Source organism: Patulibacter brassicae, from assembly GCF_033949425.1.
GTDB classification, from domain to species: Bacteria; Actinomycetota; Thermoleophilia; order Solirubrobacterales; family Solirubrobacteraceae; genus Patulibacter; species Patulibacter brassicae.
The window spans coordinates 15,828-37,481 of record NZ_JAXAVX010000005.1 but is presented as its reverse complement, the minus strand read 5'-3'; the positions used below and the strand labels follow the sequence as shown (position 1 = coordinate 37,481).

The window sequence follows — 21,654 nt, the reverse complement described above, 5'->3', positions numbered from 1 at the left end:
CCCGATGGCGGGGTCGGGGGACCGCAGCAGGGTGGTGGCATGTCCATCACCCACCGCCGCCGACGCGCGCGGCTCGTCCTCCTGACCGTGGTCGTCGGCGCCGCGGTGAGCGCACCGGCGGCGGACGCCGCCGACTGGGCCCACCTCGGGCCGTTCCCGTTCGCGGATCCGATCACCGAGGGCCGGTCCCTCGGCATGGACCGCGACGGGCGCCTCACGAGCGCCGAGGTCAGCGTCCTGCAGGTCATGCCGCCGGTGACCCGCGCTCGGCTGCGGGTGCGCGACGACGGCGGCCCATGGCGCGACGAGCTCGTCGTCGACGCCGGCGGCGGGCGACTGCCGCTGCGCGCGGACGTCGACGTCGCGCCGGACGGGTCGGCGACGGCGTGCATCACGACCGTCGAGGGCGCCGATCCCGGCAACGGCCCGCGCGGGCTGCTCGTCACCCGTCGCGCGCCCGGCGCGCGCACGTGGAGCGCCCCGCAGCTGCTGAGCACGACGACCGAGGCCCACCCGGACGTCGCGCGGTGCGTCGCGGCCGCCGCCGACGGTGGTCGCGGGGCGGTCGTCTGGGGCCGGCAGGCCACCACCGTGCCGACCGCGGTGGACCGGCGGCGGATCATCGAGTTCGCCGACCACGGACCGGACGGCGCGTGGTCGGCGATCCACGCGCTGAGCAACGGCGTCCGCGACGCCGACGAGCCCGCGGTGGCCGTCGACGACCAGGGCGCGACGGTCCTGGCGTGGGCGGAGCGCCACGCGGGCGGGACCACCGTCCCGGAGGCCGACGATCGCTGGTCGATCCGGACCGCGACGCGCCCGGCCGGCGGGGCGATCGGGGCGACGTCGTCGCTCACCGGGCCGGCCGACGCCGGCCGGAGCGGGACGACGCCGAAGATCGCGACCGGCCCCGGCGGACGCGCGATCGTCACGTGGAAGTGGGCCGTCGGCAACGTGCTCCACGCGTGGTCGGCGATGCGCTCCTCGTCCGGGTCCGGGTGGGAGGCGCCGGAGGAGCACGGGCAGGCGGCGAACGACCGCACGCGCGTGCTGGACCCCGTGATCCTCTCGGACGGCTCCGCCGCGCTGCTCTACGAGCGCACGACGAACAACGTCGCGGAGGACGGCGTCGGCCTCGTCCGCCGGCCCGCGGGCGGCGCGTGGACCGCGCTCGCCCCGGTCCCCGGGACGCTGACGGTCCGCGAGGGCGCGCTGCGCGCGACCCCCGACGGCCGGCTCGTGGCGCTGCTCGCGGGGAAGGTCGGCGGCGACGAGGTGCTGCGGGGCCTGACGTGGGGCCCGGGCGCGATGTCGCCGACCGGCCCGGCGAGCGACCTGCTGCCGCCGCGGCCGACGCCGTACGCCGAGGTCGAGGCGGTCGGCGACGGACGCGGCACGCTCGTCGCCGCGGTCACGGGCGACCTCGGGGACGGACCGCGGCACCACCTGCTCGTCCGCGACGAGGGCGCGCCGGTGATCGGCGGCCTCGACGTCCCGGCCCGGGTGCCGGCCGGCCTGCGGCAGGTCCTCCGCGCCGACGCGACCGACCAGTGGTCGGCGTTGCACGGCGACACGCCGGTCTGGGACCTCGGCGACGGGACGCGCCTCATCGGGGCGACGGTCCAGCACGCGTGGACGACGCCCGGCCCGAAGGAGGTGACCGTCCGCGTCCGCGACGCGCAGGGCAACGAGGCGGTCCGGACCGCGACGGTCCAGGTCGACGCGACGACCGTCGTCCATGACCCGCCGCGCGAGCAGCCCCGCGTCGTCCGGCCGAAGGTCGCCCTCACGCAGCCGGCGTGCGGCCGCCGCCTGAGCGCGAAGCGGTGCCGGGCGCTGCGCAAGCGCACGAGCGCCTGGCGGACCCTGCGCGGCACGGCGACGAGCGCCACGCGCGTCGAGGTCGGCGTGGCGCGCACGACGAAGCGCCGCAACCGCGTCGTCCTGCTGCGCGGCAAGCGCTTCCGGAGCGGGACGCTCGCCGCGTCGCGGCGCACCTGGGTCCGCGCGTCCCTGCGCAACGGCCGCTGGACCCTCCGGCTCCCGCGGCTCGCGAAGGGCACCTACCGCGTCCGGGTCCGGGCGATCGGGACCGACGGGAAGGTCGCGTCGAAGCTCCTGAGCCGCACCCTGCGCCTGCGGTGAGGGCGGCGCGGGCCGGCCGGGTGCCCCACCCGGCCGGACCCGGCCGTCCGAGACGGTCTCCGGCGGCGCGCCGAGACGCGCCGCCGGAGCGTCCATCCTCGCGCCCGCCCCGTGCCCCGGGGCTGTCCCGCGGGCCAAGCGTCCGCGCACCGGGCCCGCCCGCGTGGCGCGCGCCGGCGGAGGCCGTCGGACGGGCCGTCCCGTCGGGCGTGACCGGCTTCATCCGAGCGAGGAGGCGGCGTCCGCGGCGTCGGCGGCTCCGCCCGGCTCAGGCGATCGGGCGGGCTGGGCGCGGGAGGCCCAATGCGGCGCGGACGGCCTCGCGCGCGCCGTGCAGGGCGCGGTAGGTCGACGGCGCGTCCCGCCCCAGCACGCGCGCCACGACGCACCCCGGCGCGGGGACCGACGCGGAGCCGAGCACGCCGGGCGCCGCGGTCAGGACGTCGTGCAGCTCGTCCGCCAGCCCGGCGGCCGCGGCGGCGCTCGGACGCGGCAGCACCGCCACGACCGCGACGCAGAGGTCCGCGCCGTCGAACGGCTCGCCGCCTCCGTCGAGCACCGCGCCGTCGGTCACGAGCGGGCCCCCGCCGCGGGTGACGCGCAGCCGGGTGTCGAGGCCGGCCCAGGCGAAGCGCTCGCCGCGGGCGGTCCGCCCGGCCGACAGCGCCTCCCACGCCAGCAGGCCGCCGCCGGGATCGACGTCGATCGCCGTCCGCTGGTGGACGTGCGCGCCGCGGTAGAGGAGCAGGTGGTGCGGGACCCACTCGACGCGGGCGCCGTCGGCGACCGCGAGCGCGGTGCGCAGCTGCGTCGGGCTGCGTCCGTCCGCCGGGCGGTACACCCGCGTCGCCCCCTGGGTCACGAGCGAGACGTCGACGTCCGCGCCGACCCGCACCGCGACCTCCAGCCGGTCGCCGCCGAGGAGGCCGCCGGAGGGCGCCGTCTGCTGGAGCTCGACGACCCCGTCGCCGTCGGGCTCGGTGAGACGCACCGTGCCCGCGGGGAACGCGATCTCCTGCGCCGTCAGCGCGCCCCGCCCGCGGCGACGCTCGATCGTCGCGACGAGCCGCCCGTGGCGGTGGGCCCGCGCGGTCGGCCCGTCCGGGATCGCGCCAGGCGCCGGCGCGGGAGGCGGGACCGCGCGGCGCGCGTGGTCCGCGGCGACCGTGCTCACGCGTGCTGGTGGCCGTGCCGGTGCTCGTGGTCCGGGTCGTGGCGGTGGTGGTGGTCGGGCCGGGCCGTCGACGTCGCCGGGGTCCAGCGGCGCTCGAGCACCGCGGTCGACACCCAGTCGACGACCCCGTCGAACCCGTCGCCGTGCATCACGGACACCGCGAGCGTCGGCGCGCCGGCGCGCAGGGCGTCGGCGTCGCGAACCATCATCGCCACGTCGCTGCCGACGAGCGGAGCGAGGTCGACCTTGTTGATGACGAGCAACTCGGAGCGCGTCATGCCCGGGCCGCCCTTGCGCGGGACGTCGTCGCCGCCCGCCACGTCGATGACGTAGATCGCGCAGTCGACGAGCTCGGGGCTGAAGTTCGCCGCGAGGTTGTCGCCGCCGCTCTCCACGAGCACGAGCCGCAACTCGGGGAAGCGGTCCTCCAGGTCCTCGATCGCCCGGGCGTTCATCGAGATGTCGTCGCGGATCGCGGTGTGCGGGCAGCCGCCGGTCTCCACGCCGACGATCCGCTCGTCGGGCAGGACCCCGGCCCGCAGCAGCGCCTCGGCGTCCTCGCGGGTGTAGATGTCGTTCGTCACGACCGCGATCGGGAAGCGGTCGGCGAGCCGCCGGCAGAGCGCGGCGACGAGCGCCGTCTTGCCGGAGCCGACGGGACCGCCGACGCCGATCCGGATCGTCGTGCCGTTGCGGCGCACCGGATACGGCGGGGCGTAGGTCGCGTTCGGGTCGTGCACGGGTGCTCCTTCGGTCGGCGGGAGGGGTCAGGAGATGAAGAGCCGGACCCGCTGGCGCTCGTGCTGCGCGGAGCGGACGTCGAGCTCGGGGACGAACGAGCAGGGCTCGAGCGGATCGATCGCGGCGGCGCGCTCCAGCGCGGCCGGGATCGCGTCGGCCGCGCGCCCGAGCACCGCCTGCGTGGCGACGCCGCCGAGCGGGATCAGTCGCTGGCCGGCGGCCGCCAGCGCGGCGAGCGACGAGAACGCGAGCGCCTGGCCGGTCGCCTCCGCGTCGGCGCCGATCGCCGCGCCGGCCACGCCCCAGGCGACGGGCAGGGTCCCGGGCAGCGCGCGGCGGGCGACGGCGTCGCGCAGCGCGTGCAGCAGCGGGTCGTCGACGACGACTGTCGCCGCGAGCAGGAACCGCTCGCCGGTGGCGCGGGCGGCCTCGCGCGTCTCGCGCGTCGGGCGGGTGGCGTCGAGCTCGCGATCGAGCGCGGCGAGGTCCGCGATCGCCGCGTCCGCCGCGCGCTCGTCGCCGGCGCGGCGCGCGCGGGCGTGCGCCGCCCGGCAGGTCACCAGGTCGCTCGTGGCCAGCCCGTCGAGCTGGCGGCGCAGCGCGCGGTGCAGGTCCTCCTCGTCGCGCAGCGCGCCGGCGGCGTGCGCGCCCTCGAGGCCGAGCGAGTGCGCGAACGCCCCGGTCGGGAACGCGGTGTCGGCGAGGTGCAGCAGGCGCAGGAGCGTGCTCATGGGCGCGATCCCGGCGGCCGGCGCGGGGCGCGCCGCCGGGGCTCCATCTTCGCCGGGGGCGCGGGGGCGCGGCGCTGTCCAGCGGTCCAATCGCGCCGCGCGGATTCGCGCCCCGACGGTCTCCGGGGCGTCCCGCCCGCCGATAGGTTGCCCCGCGTGGGCTTCGACTGGCTGTTCTCCCCCGTGGAGTGGATCGACGGGCACCTGGAGGAGTGGGCCACCGGAGCCCCGATCTGGGTGGCGCTGCTGCTCGCGGCGCTCCTCGGCCTGCGCCACGCGACCGATCCCGACCACGTGATGGCGATCGTCACGCTCCAGGGCACCGAGGGCTCGCGCGTGCGCGGCGCGGCGCGGCTCGGCGCCTGGTGGGGGGTCGGCCACGCCGCGACGCTCCTCGTCGTCGGGGTCCCGCTGATCGCGCTCGACGACGCCCTGCCCGGACCGGTGCAGGCGTGGTCGGAGCGCCTCGTCGGCGTGCTGATCGTCGCCCTGGCGCTGCGCGCGGCGATCCGCTGGTGGCGCGGTCGGCCGCTGCGGGCCGCGGGCGCCACGGCCCCGGCGCCGCTCGCCGACCGCACCCCCGCGGCGGCCTTCGGCATCGGCGTGCTGCACGGCCTCGCCGGCACCGGTGCGGTCGTCCTGCTCGTGCTGGCGACGCTCCCGTCGACCGCCACGGCGTACCTCGCGCTGGCGGTCTTCGCCCCGATGAGCGTCGTGTCGATGGCCGCCTGCTCCGCGGCCTGGGGCTGGCTCGCCACCCGGATCTCCCGCTCGCGCCTGGTCGGCGACCTCTTCGCCGTCGCGGCGAGCACCTTCGCCCTCCTGTTCGGCGTCTGGTACGTCGCGGCGGTCTGACCCGGTGGGCGACGACGAAGAACGCAGCCGGCTGGGACGCCGGGTCGCGCTCGTCGAGCGCCTCCTCTTCGGGAGGATCGCCTACGTCGCGCTGGCGGTCGTGCTGGTGACCGCCGCGATCGTCGCCCTCGCGGGCGGCGCCTGACCTCACGGGGTCGCGCGGGGCGGCCGAGCCTCGCGCGGCACCGCGGGCGGGCGCCTGCGGTCGCCGTCGGACCAGGGAGCAGCGGCCCCGCTGCGCCTCCGCGCCCAGGCGCGGTCCCGGGCGCATCGCGTCCCGGGACCGGGGCCCGATCCGGCTACTTCACGGCGACGAGGTCGACCTTCCGGAGGTCGGGATCGCCGTCGAGCAGCTCCGGCGTGATCGTGCCGAGGCCCTTGGCGATCTCGCCGTTCAGGTGGGCATCGCGGCCGCTGTCGTCGGCGAAGGTGTCGAAGATGCCGAACGTGAGCTCGTCGACCTGGAAGGCGTACCAGTTCACGGTGCCCTCCTCCTTCACCGCGAGGGCACGACCGGCCTCGAGGAACGACCGCAGCTCCTCGCCCTTTCCGGCCTTGGCGTGCAGCAGCGCGAGGATTCCGACGTTCTGGGACATGAGGTCCTCCTGGGGTTCGAGCGGCCGATGGCCCGGCCGCTCAGGGACCCAAACCTACCCCAGCGCTGGGCGCCGTAGTCCCGGTCGCGACGGGAACCCCGCGATCGCCCTGGATCCGTGTTCACGGATCGGCGGACCTGGAGCCGGCGATGCCGATCCTGAGCGCCGCCGGTCGCGCCGCCGGGCGGCGGTGATACCGAGTTATACTCGCTGGATGAAGACGGCGATCTCCGTCCCCGACCAGACGTTCGCCCGCGTCGACGACGCCGCTGCGCGCCTCGGCGTGTCGCGCAGCGAGTTCTACGCGCGTGCGGCGGAGCGCTGGTTGGCGGAGCTCGAGCGCGCGAGCGTCACCGCGCGAATCGACGCGGTCCTGGCGGACGCGGGCGACGACGGGGCGGACGACGCCTTCGTCGCCGAAGCGGCACGACGGACCGCCGCTCGCAGCTCGTGGTGAACCGGGGCGGGCTCTGGTGGGCTGATCTGGGTGTGCCCAGGGGCTCGGGCCCGGGCCTCCGCCGTCCCGTCCTCGTCGTGAGCTCGGACGACTTCAACGCCTCGCGCCTTGGCACGGTGGTCGTCGCGGTGATCACCTCCAACGTCCGCCTCGCGGCGATGCCGGGCAACGTGCTCCTCCCACCCGAGGCGTCGGGCCTGGACCGCGCATCGGTCGTGAACGTGACCCAACTGATGACGATCGACCGCAGGGAACTCGAGGACCCGATCGGCGATCTCCCGGCCTGGACGTTGGCCCAAGTCGACGCCGGGCTGGCCGGCGTGCTGGGGCTCGCGGTGCGCGGCTGAGGCGCCGCGATCCTGCGGGTCGTTCCGGATCCGGGGCGCGCGGCGCATCGCCAAGACGAGCGACGACGCGGATCTCGTGACGAGCAGGGGAGCAGCCGGCGGAGCGGCCCAGGCGTTCGACGGACTCGTGCAGGCGGTCGAAACGGGCCCGATCGGCCGGCTTCTCGGGCAGCGTGCGGTGCTCGAAGGGACGGACAGGGAGGCCCGCTGAACCAGCGAGCGGCCGGTTCAGAAGAGCGAGTAGCGCTGGGCCATCGGCAGGACGTCGACCGGCTCGGCGTAGGCGCGCTCGCCGTCGACGGTGACGACGTAGGTCTCCGGGTCGACGCGGATGTCGGGCGTCAGGTCGTTGCGGACCATGTCGGTCTTGCCGACGGCGCGGGTGCCGGTCACCGCGACGCAGCGGCGGGTGAGGCCGATCCGCTCGGGCAGGCCGTCGTCGACGGCGGCCTGCGAGACGAACGTCACCGCGGTGTCGGCCAGCGCACCGCCGAGGGCGCCGAACATCGGCCGCAGGAGGACCGGCTCCGGCGTCGGGATCGACGCGTTCGGGTCGCCCATCTGGGCGAACGAGATCATGCCGGCCTTCAGGACGAGCTCGGGCACGACGCCGAAGAACGCCGGCTCCCAGAGGACGAGGTCGGCGAGCTTGCCGACCTGCACCGATCCGACCTCGTGCGCGATCCCGTGGGTGATCGCGGGGTTCACCGTGACCTTCGCGACGTAGCGCTTCACGCGCTCGTTGTCGCCGCGCTCCCGTCCCGCGTCGTCGGGGCCGTCGCCGTCGAGCGGGCCGCGCTGGACCCGCATCTTGTGCGCCGTCTGCCAGGTCCGGGTCCAGACCTCGCCGACGCGGCCCATCGCCTGCGAGTCCGACGACATCATCGACAGCACCCCGAGGTCGTGCAGCACGTCCTCGGCCCCGATCGTCTCGCCCCGGATCCGCGACTCGGCGAACGCGACGTCCTCGGCGATCTCGCGGCTCAGGTGGTGGCAGACCATGAGCATGTCGAGGTGCTCCTCGAGCGTGTTGCGCGTGTACGGCCGCGTCGGGTTCGTCGAGGACGGCAGGACGTTCGAGTGGCCCGCGATCGCGACGATGTCCGGTGCGTGGCCGCCGCCGGCGCCCTCGGTGTGGAACGTGTGGATCGCGCGCCCGGCGATCGCCGCGACGGTGTCCTCCAGGAACCCCGCCTCGTTCAGGGTGTCGGTGTGGATCGCGACCTGGACGTCGAGCTCGTCGGCGACGTCGAGGCAGGTCGAGATCGCCGCCGGCGTCGAGCCCCAGTCCTCGTGGAGCTTCAGGCCGCAAGCGCCGGCGCGGACCTGCTCGCGCAGCGGCTCGTGCGCGGCGCTGTTGCCCTTGCCGAGCAGGCCGACGTTCACCGGCAGGCCCTCGACCGCGCGCAGCATCCGCGCGAGGTGCCACGGGCCGGGGGTGCAGGTCGTGGCCTTCGTGCCCGACGCCGGGCCGGTGCCGCCGCCGAGCATCGTCGTGATCCCCGAGGCGATCGCGTCGGTCGCCTGCTGGGGGCAGATCCAGTGCACGTGGCTGTCGATCCCGCCGGCGGTGAGGATCCGGCCCTCGCCGGCGATCACCTCGGTGCCCGGGCCGACGACGATCGTGACGCCGTCCATCGTGTCCGGGTTGCCGGCCTTGCCGATCCCGGCGATCCGCCCGCCGACGATCCCGACGTCCGCCTTGACGATCCCCCAGTGGTCGACGATCAGCGCGTTCGTGATCACCGTGTCGACGGCGCCCTGCGCGTTCGTCGCCGTGCCCTGGCCCATGCCCTCGCGCAGCGTCTTGCCGCCGCCGAAGACGGCCTCCTCCCCGGGGACGGTGAGATCGCGCTCGACCCGCACGGTCAGCGCGGTGTCGGCCAGGCGCAGGCGGTCGCCGGTCGTCGGGCCGTACATCCGCCCGTAGCGGTGGCGGGAGAGCTCGGACATCGCGCTCAGGCCTCGAGGAAGCCGCGGTCGGCGGCGGCGGCGAGGGCGCGCTCGCGCACCGCCGGATCGTCGAGCGCGCCGTCGACGAGCCCCTGGAATCCCCGGACGATCCGCGCCCCGCCGAGCGGGATCGCGGTCACCTCGCGGATCTCGCCGGGCTCGAAGCGCACCGCCGTCCCGGCGGGGATCGCGAGCCGCAGCCCGTAGGCGGCGGCGCGGTCGAACCGCAGCGCCCGGTTGACCTCGAAGAGGTGGAAGTGGCTGCCGACCTGGATCGGGCGGTCGGCGACGCTCGTGATCCGCAGCGTCGTCCGCGGCGCGTCGGGCCGCAGCGCGATCTCCCCCTCTGCGGGCAGCAGCTCACCGGGGATCATCGCGGCCTGGTCGCTCACGGCGCCGACGCTATCCCGCGCGCGGGGGCCCCGAGGGCTCCCGGGATCCAAGCTCGGTCCCCCCGCATGCGCCCGGAGGGCGAGCGACGTCCCCTCGCCCGACCGCAGGCTCCGGCGGCGTCGAGCAACCGCAGGAGCGCGCGGTGCTGCGCACGCAGATGGGGCGGCCGCGCGCCGCTCGCGGTCGCCCCGGCCTGCGGCGGCTGCGGATCAGCGCGAGCGCACCGTGCGGAACGTCGCCGAGACGCCCGCGCCGGACCCGCCGACGTTCGTCGCGCGCACGACGCAGCCGACCTTCCAGCCGCGGTCGCGCGACTTCAGGCGGTACGTCTTCTTCCGCGACAGCGACGTCGCCCGCGTCGAGCGGCCCGACTTCGTGAACTGGAACTGGAAGCGGTAGCTCAGCGAGCCGCTGCCCGACCAGCTGCCGCGCATGCAGGTGACGGTCCGCCCGACGCGGGGCCGGGTCGTGTTGATCCGGACCCGCGTGCCGCCGCGCGGCGAGACCGGCAGCTGGTCGGCGGAGACGTTCTGCTCCTGGACCGCGGCGTCGATGAAGCCGCGGATCTCGGGAGCGGCGACGTTCGCGTAGAGGTTCAGGCCGGCCGAGCACTCCGACGCGGCGATGTCGGTGACGCCGATGAGGACGCGCTGGCCCTTCACCACGGCGGTGGCGGTGCCGCCGCTGTCGCCGGAGCACGCGGCGCGTCCGCGGCGGAAGGTGCAGAGCAGGGCGCCGGGCGCGTCCGTGCCGCAGAGCGACGCGGGGACGGTCTCGGTGCTCAGGCGGCGGAGGATCCCGAAGTCGTCGCGGTTCGTCGCCGTGATGCCGAAGCCGAACACGCGCGTGGTCGTCCCGGAGAAGACGTACGTCCCGGTCGGGACCATCGGCAGCGGCTGGATCGTGGGGCCGGAGAAGTCCAGCGGGGCCTCGAGCGTCAGCACGGCGACGTCGTCGGGGATCTCGCTCGAGCGGTAGCCCGGGTGCACGCGAACGGTCTTCACGCCGACGACCCGGCCCTGCGCCTGCGCCGCCTTCGTCGTGATGTCCGGGGTGCCGGCCGCCAGGAGGATGCCGCTGGCCGGGGCGACGGAGGAGCCGTCGACGACGCAGTGCGCGGCGGTCAGGACGTGGGTCGCGTCGAGGATCGTGCCGCTGCAGCTGCCCACGCCGGAGCCCTGCTCGATCTGGATCGCCACCGTCCACGGCGCCTCGGTCGAGGCGATCGTCGTGCCGTTGACGATCCGCGGCGTCGCGCGGTTCTCCGCGGCGGCCGCCGGGCCCGCGGCGACGGCGCACGCGAGCAGGGCGAGGGGCAGGGCGACCAGGCGGCGCATGTGGGCCCAGCCTACGGCCTGCACGGGGTCCGAGGTCGCAGTGGAACCCGTTCCCAGGAAGGTCCCAGCGGCGCTCGGCCCGAGCGGCCGCGGCCTCGGGCACGGCGGGACCGACGATCCACGTGCGCGCGTGGCTGCGAGCGCGATCTGGTGCCGTGGCACCGGCCCGCCCGCGGCGCTCACGTCACGGGGTCGTGGACGGTCACGAGCTTCGTGCCGTCCGGGAAGGTCGCCTCGACCTGGACCTCGCGGATCATCTCGGGCACGCCGTCCATGACGTCCTCGGCGCGCAGCACCTGCTTGCCCGCGGTCATGAGCTCGCTGACGGTCCGCCCGTCGCGCGCGCCCTCCAGCAGCTCGGCGGTGATGAGGGCGACGGCCTCGGGATGGTTCAGCCGCAGGCCGCGGTCGCGGCGTCGCCGGGCGACGTCCGCGGCGACGTGGATCAGCAGCTTCTCCTGCTCGCGGGGGCTCAGGCGCATGGGCGGGACCGAGCCTAGTCGCCCCCCGGGGCCGCCGACCCGCCACCGCGTACAGCCGACGCGCGCGCGGCTTGGCCCGCCGGGGTCTCCGCGGGAGGGCGCGGTGCGGTGGGATTGCGGCGATGCAGGCCGCCGTCCCCGACCGCCCGGCCGACGCCGCCGCGTCCGGCCGCGCGCGATCGGCGACCGGCGGCGCGTTCCCGCGGACGAAGTTCCACCGACCACCCGCGCGCGCGGAGCACGTCGAGCGCGACGCCCTCCTGCGCTCGATCGCCGGCGCGGGCGGGACGCCGCTCGGGTCCGGCGCGGTCCGGGTCCTCCACGTGAGCGCGCCGCCCGGGTACGGCAAGAGCACGCTGCTGGCCCAGTGGGCGGCGCCGCTGGACCGCGCGGTGTGGGTCTCGCTCGACGCCGACGACCGCGGTCCGCGGCTCTGGGCCGCGGTCCTCACCGCGCTGCAGCCCCTGCTCGGCCCGGCGTCCGACGCGGCGCTGGCGGCGGCGATCGCTCCGGACGCGCACCTGCGGGACGACGTCCTCGTGGCGCTCGTCGACCTGCTGGCCGGCACGGCGGAGCCGATCGCGCTCGTGCTCGACGACGTCCACCTCGTCGCCGACGACCCGGCGACCCGGGCGGAGCTCGACTGGCTGCTGGCCCGCCTGCCCGCGCCGCACGTCGTCGCGCTCGGCGCCCGGCGGCCCCCCGCGCTGCCCGCGCTCGACCGGCTGCGGATCCACGGCGAGCTCCTCGACGTCGGCACCGACCACCTGCGCTTCGCCGCCGACGAGGCGGAGGGGTTCCTCAACGGGCGTCTCGGCCTCGGCCTCGACGCCGGCGCGGTGGCCCGGCTGCAGGAGCGCGTGGAGGGCTGGCCGGCGGCGATCTACCTCGCCGCCCTGCGCCTGCGCCGCGGCGAGCCGATCGACGACGTCCTCGACGGCCTCGGCGCCGCCGACGCGCCGCTGTTCGGCGCGCTCACCGACGAGGTCCTGCGCTCGTGGCCGGCCGAGCACCGGCGCTTCGTGCGCGAGACGGCGATCCTCGACCGGTTCACGGCCGACCTCTGCGTCCGCACGCTCGCCGGCGACGACCCGGGCGACGGGGACGCCGAGGCGGTGCTCGCCGCGTTCCGCGAGCTCACGCGGACCTCGCTCCTGCTCATCCCGCTGGACCGCACCCGGACCTGGTTCCGCTGCCACCACCTGCTGCGGGACGTCCTGCGCCGTCGCCTCGAGGAGGAGCAGCCCGACCGGGCCCGGACGCTGCACGTCCGGGCCGGCGCCTGGCTGGAGAGCGAGGGCGACGAGAGCGAGCTCCACGAGGCCGTCGAGCACTACCTCGCCGCGCGCGCCTGGGAACGGGCCGCCGAGCTCCTCGCGCGCCAGGGGCTGCGGCTCGTCGGCTTCGGCGTGCTCGGCGAGCGGGCGCGGCGGTGGCTCGCGCGCTTCCCGCCCGAGGTCGTGGCCGGCGACGCGCGACTCGCGTACGCCAGCGCGCTCGTGGCGGCGGTGGAGGGCGATCGCGCGGCGTGCGACGCCTGGCTCGGGACGGGCGCCGAGCAGGACTGGGACGGGCCGATGCCGGACGGGACGAAGTCCTACGACGTCGCCGCCGACGCCCTGCGCGCGATGGTCTGCTTCGACGACGTCGGCGCGGCGCTGCGCGCGGCCGACCGGGTGCTCGAGGAGCTGCCGCGCGCCGCGCCCGGACGGGCCGCCGTCGCGGCGATGAGCGGCTGGCACGCGCTGCTGGCGGGCGACCGGGCGCTCGCCGGCGACCGCGCCGCGACCGCGCTCGCCGGCCAGGAGCTCGTCCCCGGCGCCGGCCTGCCCCTCGTCGGCTCGCTGGCCCGGGCGGTGCTCGCGCTCGTGGCGCTCGACCGGGGCGCGATCGACGAGGCGCGGACGCTCGTGGAGGAAGCGGAGGAGGCCGCCGCGCACGGCGCGCTGCGCCGCGCGCCGCACGCCCTGCCGCTCGTCTGCGCGCGGGCCCGGCTCGACGTCGTCGCCGGGCGACCCGGGCGGGCGGTGGACGGCTGCCGCGCCGCGCTCGAGCGCGCGGAGGGCTGGCGCGACTCGTCGCTCATGGTGCCGGCGGCGCTGCTGGAGCTCGCCCGCGCCGCCCGCGCGGCGGGCGACGATCCCGCCGCCCTCGACGCGCTGGCCGCGGTCCACGGGCGCCTGGCGGGTGCGGCCGACGCCGGCCGCCTGCCCGAGGCCGCCGAGCGCCTGGCCGGGCCCGGGCGACGGCGCTCCCCGCACGAGGCCCCCGACGCGCTGAGCGGGCGGGAGGCGGAGGTGCTCCGGGCGCTCGCCGGCACCGGGAGCATGCGCGAGATCGCCGACGGGCTCTTCCTGTCCCACAACACGGTGAAGACCCACGCGCGCGTCCTCTACGGGAAGCTCGGCGTGGCGTCCCGGCAGGAGGCCGTGCGCCGGGGCCGCGAGCTCGGGTTGCTCGGGGGGACGAGACCGAGGGAGGAGCAGCCGTGAGCCTGCGCGACCGGACCGTGCTCGTGGTCGAGGACCACGACTTCCAGCGGCAGACGATGCTGCAGATCCTCGCGAACCTCGGCGCCGACCGGCTGCTGGAGGCCGCCGACGGGGCGGGCGCCCTCGCGCGCCTGGACGACGGCTCCGGCGAGGCGCCGGACGTCGTGCTCTGCGACCTCGACATGCCCGGGATCGACGGCGTCGCGTTCCTGCGCGAGCTCGCGGGCCGGGGCATCGACGCCGAGGTCGTGATCGTCTCCGGCCTCGACGGGGCGCGCCTGGCCGCGGCCGAGGAGCAGGCCCGCGCCGCCGGGGTCCGCCTGCGGGGCACGATCTCGAAGCCCCTGACCGCGCGACGGCTGCTCTCGGTGCTCGAGTGAGCGGCGCGGATCGCGCTCCGAGGGGCCGCGGGCGCGCCCCGTCGATCCGGCAGAGCCTCGGCCTCCTGCTCGTCGCCGTCGTCGTCCTGGCCGCGGTCCTCGCAGTCGTCACCGTGCTGCAGCAGCGCACGGCCAACGAGCGCACCGCGGCGGAGCAGCAGCGGATGACGTCGTTCCAGCTCGCCGACCAGATGCGGCAGACCTCGAACGACCTCACGCGGATGGTGCGGCTCTACGTCGCCACCGGCGAGGAGCGCTACCGCCGCTACTACAACGACATCCTCGAGATCCGCGCCGGACGCGCGCCCCGACCGCGGCGCTACGACAGCTCCTTCTGGGACCGCGTGCTCGCCCACGGCCTCACCGGCGTGCGCTTCGGGCCGCCCGCGTCGCTCACGGCGCTCATGGCCCGCGCGCACTTCGCGCGGGCGGAGTTCGACGCGCTGAACCGGTCGCTCGGCTTCTCCAACGCGCTGGCGCGGACCGAGCTCGACGTCATGCGCCGGGTCGCCCCGCGGATCGCTCGGGGGGTCGACGCCGCCTACCGGCAGGACACGGCGACGCAGTACGAGCGGCTCCTCGACGACGCCTACCACCGCCAGAAGGCGTCGATCATGGGGGCGATCGAGCGCTTCATCGGCCTCGTCGACCAGCGCACCGCGACGCGTGCCGACGCGCTGCAGGCCCGCACCGACCGGCTGCTGCTCGCCCAGTCCACGGTGCTCGCGCTCTTCGTGCTCCTCGTCGGCGTCGCCCTGGCGGTGTCCGCCCGCACGATCGTCCGGCCGCTCCAGCGCCTGACGGCCGCCACGCGGGCGATCACGCGGGGCGAGTGGTCGCAGCGGGCGTCGCCCGACGGGGTGCGCGAGCTGCGCCAGCTCGCCGGGGACTTCAACGAGATGGCCGACGCGGTGCAGCGGGACCTCGCGCGCCGCATCGCCGCCGAGCGCGACGCGACCGACGCGCAGCGGCGGCTGCGCACCATCGCCGACCGGGTCCCGGGGTCGGTCTTCCAGTTCCACGTCGACGAGCACGGGGCGCTGTCGGTCCGGTTCGCCAGTCGCGACGCGTCGATCCACGGCGCCGGCGCCGAGGAGAGCGCGGAGTTCGTCGCCGTCTCGCAGGCCGTGCTGCCGGCCGACCGCGGCGCGTGGCTGGACTCGATGGTCGCGGCCGTCCGCCGCGGGGGCGCCTGGCAGCACGAGTACCGGATCCGCCGCTCCGACGGGACGGTGGCGTGGATGCGCGCCCAGGCCGTCGCGCGACCGCACGCCGACGGCTCGGGCGACCTCTACGGCTACGTCGGCGACGTCACCGACCAGAAGGCGCTGCAGGCCGACCTCCTGCGGGCCCGCGAGGCCGCCGAGTCCGCCGACCGGGCGAAATCGGCGTTCCTCGCCATGGTCAGTCACGAGCTGCGCACGCCGCTCGTCGCGGTGACCGGGACCCTCGAGGTCCTCGGGCTGGACGACCTCGAGCCGCGGCAGCGCGAGCTCGTCGACGTCGCGCTGCGCTCGGCCTCGACGCTCCTGGCGGTGATCGGCGACGTGCTGGACTTCTCGAAGATCGAGTCCGGCCACCTCGACCTCGCGGCGCGCCCGGTCGCGGTCGGGCGGCTCGTGGCCGAGCTCGCCGAGCAGTACCGGCACGCGGCCGCCGCCAAGGGCGTGACGCTCCGCGCGGTCGGCGTCGACGAGCCGCGGCTCGCGCCCGCGCACCTCGTCGACCCGGACCGCCTGCGCCAGGTCCTCGGGAACCTCGTCAGCAACGCGATCAAGTACACGCCCGGCGGCGAGGTCGACCTCTCGATCGCCCTCGTCGCCGCAGGACCGTCGGCCGCCGGCGACGCGCGGCGCCAGGCGCTGCGCTTCACCGTCCGCGACACGGGCGTCGGGGTCGCGCCCGAGGACCAGGAGCGCCTCTTCGCGCCGTTCGCGCAGGCGCGGGCCCGCACGGACGGCACCGGGCTCGGGCTCGTGATCGCGCGGCAGCTGACCGAGGCGATGGGCGGGACGCTGACGATGGAGAGCGCCGTCGGCGTGGGGACGACGATGCGCGTCGCGCTGGCGCTGCCGGTCTCCGACGAGCCCGAGCGACGGCAGCTGACCGCCGTCGGCCCCGGGCGTCCCGCCGGGCTGACGGCCCGGCGCCGGCGGCCCGACCGGGAGCGGGCGCGCGACGACCGCAGCCTCGTGCTGCTCGTGGAGGACCATCCGGTGAACCGCGAGGTCCTGCGCCGCCAGCTCGAGACGATCGGCTTCGTCACGGACGTCGCGGGCGACGGCGCCGAGGCGCTCGAGCGCCTGCGCGGCGAGCGCTACGCCCTCGTCTTCAGCGACGTGCAGCTGCCCGACATCGACGGCTACGAGCTCGTCCGCCGGTGGCGGGCCGAGGAGCGCGCGATCCCCGGCCGCCAGCGCGTCCCGGTCGTGGCGCTGACCGCCAGCGCCGTCCTCGGGGAGGAGGACCGGTGTCGCGCCGCGGGGATGGACGACCTCGTCACGAAGCCCGCGCCGATGGCGGTGCTCGCCGGCACGCTGCGCCGCTGGCTGCCCCACCTCGCGTGGGAGGAGCCGGCGCCGGCGCCCCCGGGCGGCGGGGCGCCGGTCGGTCCCGAGCCGCCGCAGCTGGACCGCGAGATCCTCGACGAGGTCACCGGCGGGGACCCGGTGCTCGCCCGGCGGCTGCTGGAGACGTACTGCGCGTCGCTGGACGAGGACCTCGCGCGGGCCGAGGCCGCCTACGCGGAGGGGCAGCGCGAGCAGCTGCGCCGCGTCGCGCACCAGGTGGTCGGCGCGAGCCGGACGGTCGGCGCCAGCTCGGTGGCCGAGGCGGCCGGGGCGCTCCAGCGCGTCGTCGCGGGCGGCGACGAGGACCCGGGACCGGCGCTGGCGGCGCTGCGCGCGGCGACCGACGCGGTCCGCGGGGCGACGGTCGCCTGACCGGCCCGGAGCCGGGATCAGGACCCGTCGAGCCACGTCGTCTCCATCCGCGCCGCGGCGTGGATGCAGACCATCTGCAGCGCCGCGGCGCCGAGCGCCGTGAAGCGGTGCGGCGTCTCCGGCGCGACGACCACGACGTCGCCCGGCAGGCCGTCGATCCGCAGGCCGTCGACCTCGAACCGCGCGCGCCCGGCCTGCACGACGAACGTCTCGGAGTACGGGTGCTCGTGCAGCCCGGGCCCCGTGCCCGGGAGGGCGTCGACGACGAAGCACGAGACGGCGGAGCCGTAGGACGCGCCCTCGAACCGGCCCGTGCGGGTCCCCGGCTCCGGCAGCCAGGAGCCGAGCGCGCCGGCGGGGCGCTCCTCGTCGGCGGTTGGTGCGGAGGAGCCGGGAGCGGTCGGGTCGGCGGTGGCGGTGATGAGCACGAGGGTCTCCATCGGGCGGGGTCGGTGGTGGAGACGCCGACCGCAGCCGGAACTCATCGGTCGACGCACGACGCCCGAGCGGACGGACGCCCTGACCCGTCCGGGCGTGGCGTGCTGCGCGCCCCGGCGCCCGACGCCCTAACCTGCCGCCGGTGCGTCGTCCCGCCGCCCTCGCCCGCCGATCGACGCGCGTCCTGCTGGTGCTGGCGGCGCTCGTCGCGGCCGCGCTGACGACCGTCGCGCTGCGCTCGGGCGACGCTCGCTCACAGGCCCCCACGCCGGCGCCGCTGCGGTCCGGGGTCGCGAACCCGTGCCTGGGGGAGGGCGCGGCGCAGCTGCGCTGCCCCGACCTCGTCATGACGCGGCCGTTCGGCCTGCGGCGCGAGCGCAGTCCCCGGGGCCGCGTCTGGCTGCGGGCCGGCAACTCGATCGACAGCGTCGGCGCGGCGGCCGCGGAGCTCCGCGGCCGCCACCGCCGCGGCATCTGGATGGACGCGGTCCAGCGGATCCCGCGCCGGGGCGGCGGGCACGTGACGGTGCGCAGCGGCGCCCGGCTGCGCTTCGCCTACGGCCACCTGCAGCGCCGGTGGTGGAAGTTCCACGACGCGGCGCGGTTCGAGCTCTGGCGGCTCGACGCGGCCGGCCAGCCCGTGAAGCTCGAGCGGGTCGGGCCGAAGGTCGACTACTGCCTGCGGGACCTCCGCCGCACGCGCCCGAGCCTCGCGCGGTCCCCGCGGCGCGAGGTCTACCCCGCGTGCAGCACGAGTCGCCGGCGCACGCGCGTGCGGCTCGGCACCTCGCCCGGGTGGTCGGACATCTACCCGCCGACGTACCTCACCCAGTGGATCGACGTCACCGGCCTGCGCGGCTGCTTCGCCTACCGGCACATCGCCGACCCGGGCAACGCGATCGCGGAGTCCAACGAGGACAACAACGCCGCGCAGGTGATCGTGCGCCTGCCGTTCTCGCCGGCCGCGCGCCGACGCGGCTGCCCCGGCGAGGACCTCGGCGCGCGCTCCCCGCGCCTGCGCTCGCGGTCCTACGCGCCCGACGACCCGCTGACGCGGCCCGGCGACGCGGCCACGCCGGCGGCCGGCGGCGACGCCGGGGACCTCGCGGCGGCGCCGGACGCCACGACGCGCTGATCGCGGCCGGAGCCGCGCGCGACCGCGCCGTGCGGCGGCGCCACCCGGTCCGCCCCGCGGCCGGTCCGGCGGTCGATGCGGCCGCCGGCGGGCGGCGCGGCCGGCCGACGAGCGCCGGGTCAGACGGCGCGGTGCCGGAGGGGCACGCGCAGCGCGAACCGCGAGCCGGCCCCGCGCGTCGAGGCGACCTCGAGCAGGCCCTCGTGGGCCTCGGCGACCGCCTGGACCGTCGCGAGGCCGAGGCCCGTGCCGCCGATCCCCGCCTCGTGTGCCGAGCTCGCCCGGAAGAACCGCTCCCCGAGGCGGGCGACCTCCTCGGGGTCGATGCCGATGCCCTCGTCGGCGACGACCACGAGCGCCGTCGAGGCGTCCCGGTCGACGCGCACCCGCGTCGTGCCGCCGTCGGGCGAGTACTTCACGGCGTTGTCGACGAGGTTCTGGAGGGCCCGGCGCAGCCGCGTCGCGTCGACCTCCGCCACGAGCGGCGCGGGCGCCTCGAGCCGCAGCGCCACGCCGGCGCCCTGCGCGGCCCAGCTCGCCGTCTCGACGACCTCGGCGGCCAGCGCCCGCAGGTCGGTCGGGGCGATCCGCAGCCGCAGCGCCCCGGCGCGCTGGGTCGTCACGAGCAGGACGTCGTCGACCTGGGCGAGCACCCGGCGGGCCTCCTCGCGGATCATCCGCCCGGCCTCGGCGGGATCGACGTCGGGGACGCGGTCGCGCAGCTCGTCGGCGAGCAGGCCGATCGCGTTCAGCGGGCTGCGCAGGTCGTGGCTGACCGACGCGAGGAACTCCTGCTGGGCGCGCAGGGCCGCGGCCTGCTGCTCGTGCTCGTCGAGCTGGTGGGCCACGAGCTGGGCGAGGATCCGGACGAGCTCGAGCTCGCGCTCCGACAGCGGGTCGATCGCCTTCGACGACGCGCAGCAGAGCGTGCCGTAGAGCCGTCCGTCGTGCAGGCGGATCGGCACGCTGAGGTACGAGCCGATGTTCGCGCCTGCGGTCGCGTCGAGCTCGGCGGTCACGGGGTTCGCGGCGGTGTCGAGGATCACCGACGGCATCCGGCCGTCGACGATCCGCTGGCAGTACGTGTCCTCCAGCGGCACGACCATGCCCTCGGTGATGCCGACCGCGGTCGGCGCCGTCGTCGTGCGCTCGATCTCCTGCACCCCGTCGTGGAACCGCGAGACGTAGGCGATCTCGAGCCCGGTGAGGTCCCGGGCGGCCTCCATCGCGCGCGCGATGACGTCGTTGCGCTCCTGCTCCGGCTGCATCCGCGCCGTGCACGATACGGGGCGCGAAGGAGCGGACGGCGCGCCGCGATCCGTCGCGCCGCGCCGGATCAGGGGCCCTGCAGCTCGTCCCACGCGGCCGAGAGCCGCGCGACGCCCTCGGCCAGGCGATCCGGCGGCCGCACCGGCATGAGCCGCAGGCGGTGGCGGTGCCGGCCGTCGGCGGCGAACGTCGGGCCCGCGATCACGGAGACCCCGTGGCGCACCGCCGCCTGGGCGACGGCCGGGCCGTCCGGTCCGTCCTCGGGCAGGCGGACCCACAGCGACCGACCGCCCTCCGGAGGCGTCCAGCGCCACGCCGGCAGGTGCCGCTCCAGCAGCGTCGCCGCGTGCGCGAACGCCGCGGCGTTCTCCTCGCGCCGGCGACGGGCGAGGTCGTCGGCGTGGACGAGCAGCTGCCCGGCCACGAGCTGCGCCACCAGCGAGGTCCCGAGGTCGGCGGTGCCCTTGAGCCGCGCCAGGCGCACGAGCAGGGCCTCCGGGGCGCGGAGCCACCCGACGCGCAGCCCGTTCCAGACGAGCTTGCTCGTCGAGCCGATCGTGAAGATCGGCGCGTCCTCGGCGTAGGCGGCGACCGGCGGCGGCTCGGCGGTCGCCGGGCCCTCGGCGAACGTCAGCCCGGCGAGGATGTCGTCCTCGATCAGCGGCAGCTGGCGCTCGAGCGACAGCTCGGCGAGCGCCCGGCGCTGGGCGGCGCCGACGACGCGGCCGGTGACCGCGTGGCACGTCGTCATGAGGTACGCCGCGCGGAGGGGGACGTGCTCGGCGACCGCCGCCAGCTGGTCGGCGACCGTCGCCGGGTCGGCGTCGATGGCGACCGGCCGGGCCTGGCGCACCCGCAGCGCGTCGAGCGCGCCGTGGTACGTCGGGCTCTCGACGGCGACCGGGTCGTCGGGACGGACGTAGAGCTGCAGCACGAGCCCGAGCGCCTGCTGGGCGCCGCTCGTGATGAGCACCTGCTCGGCGGTCGTCGGCAGGCCGCGCGCGGTGTACGCGGCGGCGACCGTCTCGCGCAGCTCCGGCAGGCCCTGCGTGGCGTACTGCAGCTGCTCGGCGACCGCCTCCACGGCCTCCGCGCTGCGTCCGAGCGCGTCGCGCAGGCCGGCGCCGAGGACGAACGGCCGCGACGACGTGAGGTTGATCATCCCCGTGCGGCGCGCGCCGCGGCGCCGCGGCGCGCCGTCGATGACGTCGCGCAGCCACACGCGTCCCGCCTGCGGGTCCGGCCGGCGCGCGAAGGTCCCGCTGCCGACCCGCCGCTCGAGCCAGCCGCCCTGCTCGAGCCGCGCGTACGCCCGGCTGACGGTCGTCCGGCTCAGGCGCAGCGCGGCGACGAGGTCGCGCTCGGCCGGCAGCTTCGCCCCGTCGGCGAGCACGCCCGACGAGATCGCGTCCTCGAGGGCGGCGGCCAGCGACGCGTAGCGCGGCTCGTCCGGGTGGGCCGCGCGGCGCCGCGCGACGCCGTCGCGCACGGCATCGGTCGCCGCCTGCGGGCCAATTGGACCGCTTTCGGACGCTGCCACCGGGCCACCGTAGGACATCCGATCTCCTCGTGCGGCACCGGGTCGCACCCGCGACCCGCCCCCGGCGCCCGCGTTCTCGGTGCCGGCTCGGCGAGGTCGCCGGCTCCCTGCGCGGGTGAGTCGGGCCGCGTCGGTCCCCTCACCCCGGGTGAGCGGCGCCGGCCCGGTCGCCGACGCTCACCCCTAGCAGCCGGGAGGGTGAGGCCACCCGCGCCCCACCCGCCACCGCGGCGCGCCAGCGTGCTCC

The 21,654-nt window shown here is 77.0% G+C and carries 20 protein-coding genes; 9 read left to right on the top strand and 11 right to left on the bottom strand.

Annotated features, from left to right (window positions below):
- The first annotated feature begins 39 nt into the window (after positions 1-39).
- Complete coding sequence (locus SK069_RS11310) at positions 40-2,145, top strand: PKD domain-containing protein (RefSeq protein WP_319954339.1); 2,106 nt, start codon at positions 40-42, stop codon at positions 2,143-2,145.
- 268 nt (positions 2,146-2,413) lie between these two features.
- Here SK069_RS11310 and SK069_RS11305 read toward each other — a convergent pair whose 3' ends face one another.
- Genes SK069_RS11305 through SK069_RS11295 form a run of 3 tightly spaced genes read right to left on the bottom strand, consistent with a single transcriptional unit; the run spans position 2,414 to position 4,791 of the window.
- A complete protein-coding gene (locus tag SK069_RS11305; protein ID WP_319954338.1) occupies positions 2,414-3,319 on the bottom strand; it encodes an urease accessory protein UreD in 906 nt (301 codons plus the stop codon).
- Entirely contained in the window at positions 3,316-4,059 is a 744-nt protein-coding gene (gene ureG / locus SK069_RS11300; protein WP_319954337.1) for an urease accessory protein UreG, read from the bottom strand. Before ureG ends, SK069_RS11305 begins: the two co-directional genes overlap by 4 nt.
- A 27-nt stretch (positions 4,060-4,086) precedes the next feature.
- Positions 4,087-4,791, bottom strand: a complete 705-nt coding sequence (locus SK069_RS11295; RefSeq protein WP_319954336.1) for an urease accessory protein UreF — start codon at positions 4,789-4,791, stop codon at positions 4,087-4,089.
- Positions 4,792-4,947: 156 nt separating this feature from the next.
- On the opposite strand from SK069_RS11295, the gene SK069_RS11290 reads away from it, so the two are divergent.
- Both SK069_RS11290 and SK069_RS11285 read left to right on the top strand, forming a co-directional pair.
- Positions 4,948-5,646, top strand: coding sequence for a hypothetical protein (locus SK069_RS11290; protein ID WP_319954335.1), 699 nt, complete (start codon positions 4,948-4,950; stop codon positions 5,644-5,646).
- Positions 5,647-5,650: 4 nt separating this feature from the next.
- Positions 5,651-5,791 carry a hypothetical protein gene (locus SK069_RS11285; RefSeq protein WP_319954334.1) on the top strand — a complete coding sequence of 47 codons (141 nt, stop codon included), beginning with the start codon at positions 5,651-5,653 and terminating at the stop codon, positions 5,789-5,791.
- A gap of 154 nt (positions 5,792-5,945) precedes the next feature.
- On the opposite strand, the gene SK069_RS11280 is transcribed toward SK069_RS11285, so the two are convergent.
- A complete protein-coding gene (locus SK069_RS11280) occupies positions 5,946-6,242 on the bottom strand; it encodes a putative quinol monooxygenase (protein ID WP_319954333.1) in 297 nt (98 codons plus the stop codon).
- A 214-nt stretch (positions 6,243-6,456) separates the two neighbouring features.
- On the opposite strand from SK069_RS11280, the gene SK069_RS11275 reads away from it, so the two are divergent.
- Together SK069_RS11275 and SK069_RS11270 are read left to right on the top strand one after the other, a co-directional pair.
- Positions 6,457-6,699 carry a ribbon-helix-helix protein, CopG family gene (locus tag SK069_RS11275; protein ID WP_319954332.1) on the top strand — a complete coding sequence of 81 codons (243 nt, stop codon included), beginning with the start codon at positions 6,457-6,459 and terminating at the stop codon, positions 6,697-6,699.
- Complete coding sequence (locus SK069_RS11270; RefSeq protein ID WP_319954331.1) at positions 6,693-7,046, top strand: type II toxin-antitoxin system PemK/MazF family toxin; 354 nt, start codon at positions 6,693-6,695, stop codon at positions 7,044-7,046. Before SK069_RS11275 ends, SK069_RS11270 begins: the two co-directional genes overlap by 7 nt.
- 228 nt (positions 7,047-7,274) lie before the next feature.
- Here SK069_RS11270 and SK069_RS11265 read toward each other — a convergent pair whose 3' ends face one another.
- From SK069_RS11265 to SK069_RS11250, 4 genes are all read right to left on the bottom strand, one after another.
- The gene (locus SK069_RS11265) at positions 7,275-8,999 is read right to left on the bottom strand and encodes an urease subunit alpha (protein WP_319954330.1); all 1,725 of its coding nucleotides are present in this window, start codon (positions 8,997-8,999) and stop codon (positions 7,275-7,277) included.
- A 5-nt stretch (positions 9,000-9,004) separates the two neighbouring features.
- Entirely contained in the window at positions 9,005-9,391 is a 387-nt protein-coding gene (locus SK069_RS11260) for an urease subunit beta (RefSeq protein WP_319954329.1), read from the bottom strand.
- Positions 9,392-9,601: 210 nt separating this feature from the next.
- Positions 9,602-10,729: a S1 family peptidase gene (locus tag SK069_RS11255; RefSeq protein WP_319954328.1), complete on the bottom strand. Its 1,128-nt coding sequence runs from the start codon at positions 10,727-10,729 to the stop codon at positions 9,602-9,604.
- A gap of 179 nt (positions 10,730-10,908) precedes the next feature.
- Complete coding sequence (locus SK069_RS11250) at positions 10,909-11,211, bottom strand: urease subunit gamma (RefSeq protein ID WP_319954327.1); 303 nt, start codon at positions 11,209-11,211, stop codon at positions 10,909-10,911.
- A gap of 122 nt (positions 11,212-11,333) precedes the next feature.
- Between SK069_RS11250 and SK069_RS11245 the strand changes: the two genes are divergently transcribed.
- Genes SK069_RS11245 through SK069_RS11235 form a run of 3 tightly spaced genes read left to right on the top strand, consistent with a single transcriptional unit; the run spans position 11,334 to position 17,025 of the window.
- Positions 11,334-13,703, top strand: a complete 2,370-nt coding sequence (locus SK069_RS11245) for a LuxR C-terminal-related transcriptional regulator (protein ID WP_319954326.1) — start codon at positions 11,334-11,336, stop codon at positions 13,701-13,703.
- Positions 13,700-14,083, top strand: coding sequence for a response regulator (locus SK069_RS11240; protein WP_319954325.1), 384 nt, complete (start codon positions 13,700-13,702; stop codon positions 14,081-14,083). Before SK069_RS11245 ends, SK069_RS11240 begins: the two co-directional genes overlap by 4 nt.
- On the top strand, positions 14,080-17,025 hold the full coding sequence (locus tag SK069_RS11235; protein WP_319954324.1) for an ATP-binding protein: 2,946 nt from the start codon (positions 14,080-14,082) through the stop codon (positions 17,023-17,025). Before SK069_RS11240 ends, SK069_RS11235 begins: the two co-directional genes overlap by 4 nt.
- A gap of 17 nt (positions 17,026-17,042) precedes the next feature.
- On the opposite strand, the gene SK069_RS11230 is transcribed toward SK069_RS11235, so the two are convergent.
- A complete protein-coding gene (locus SK069_RS11230; protein WP_319954323.1) occupies positions 17,043-17,465 on the bottom strand; it encodes a cupin domain-containing protein in 423 nt (140 codons plus the stop codon).
- Positions 17,466-17,605: 140 nt separating this feature from the next.
- On the opposite strand from SK069_RS11230, the gene SK069_RS11225 reads away from it, so the two are divergent.
- Complete coding sequence (locus SK069_RS11225; RefSeq protein WP_319954322.1) at positions 17,606-18,598, top strand: lysyl oxidase family protein; 993 nt, start codon at positions 17,606-17,608, stop codon at positions 18,596-18,598.
- 119 nt (positions 18,599-18,717) lie between these two features.
- Here the strand turns inward: SK069_RS11225 and SK069_RS11220 are convergent, their stop codons facing one another.
- Both SK069_RS11220 and SK069_RS11215 read right to left on the bottom strand, forming a co-directional pair.
- Entirely contained in the window at positions 18,718-19,866 is a 1,149-nt protein-coding gene (locus tag SK069_RS11220) for a GAF domain-containing sensor histidine kinase (RefSeq protein ID WP_319954321.1), read from the bottom strand.
- Positions 19,867-19,934: 68 nt separating this feature from the next.
- Complete coding sequence (locus SK069_RS11215) at positions 19,935-21,407, bottom strand: aminotransferase-like domain-containing protein (RefSeq protein WP_319954320.1); 1,473 nt, start codon at positions 21,405-21,407, stop codon at positions 19,935-19,937.
- Positions 21,408-21,654 lie beyond the last annotated feature (247 nt).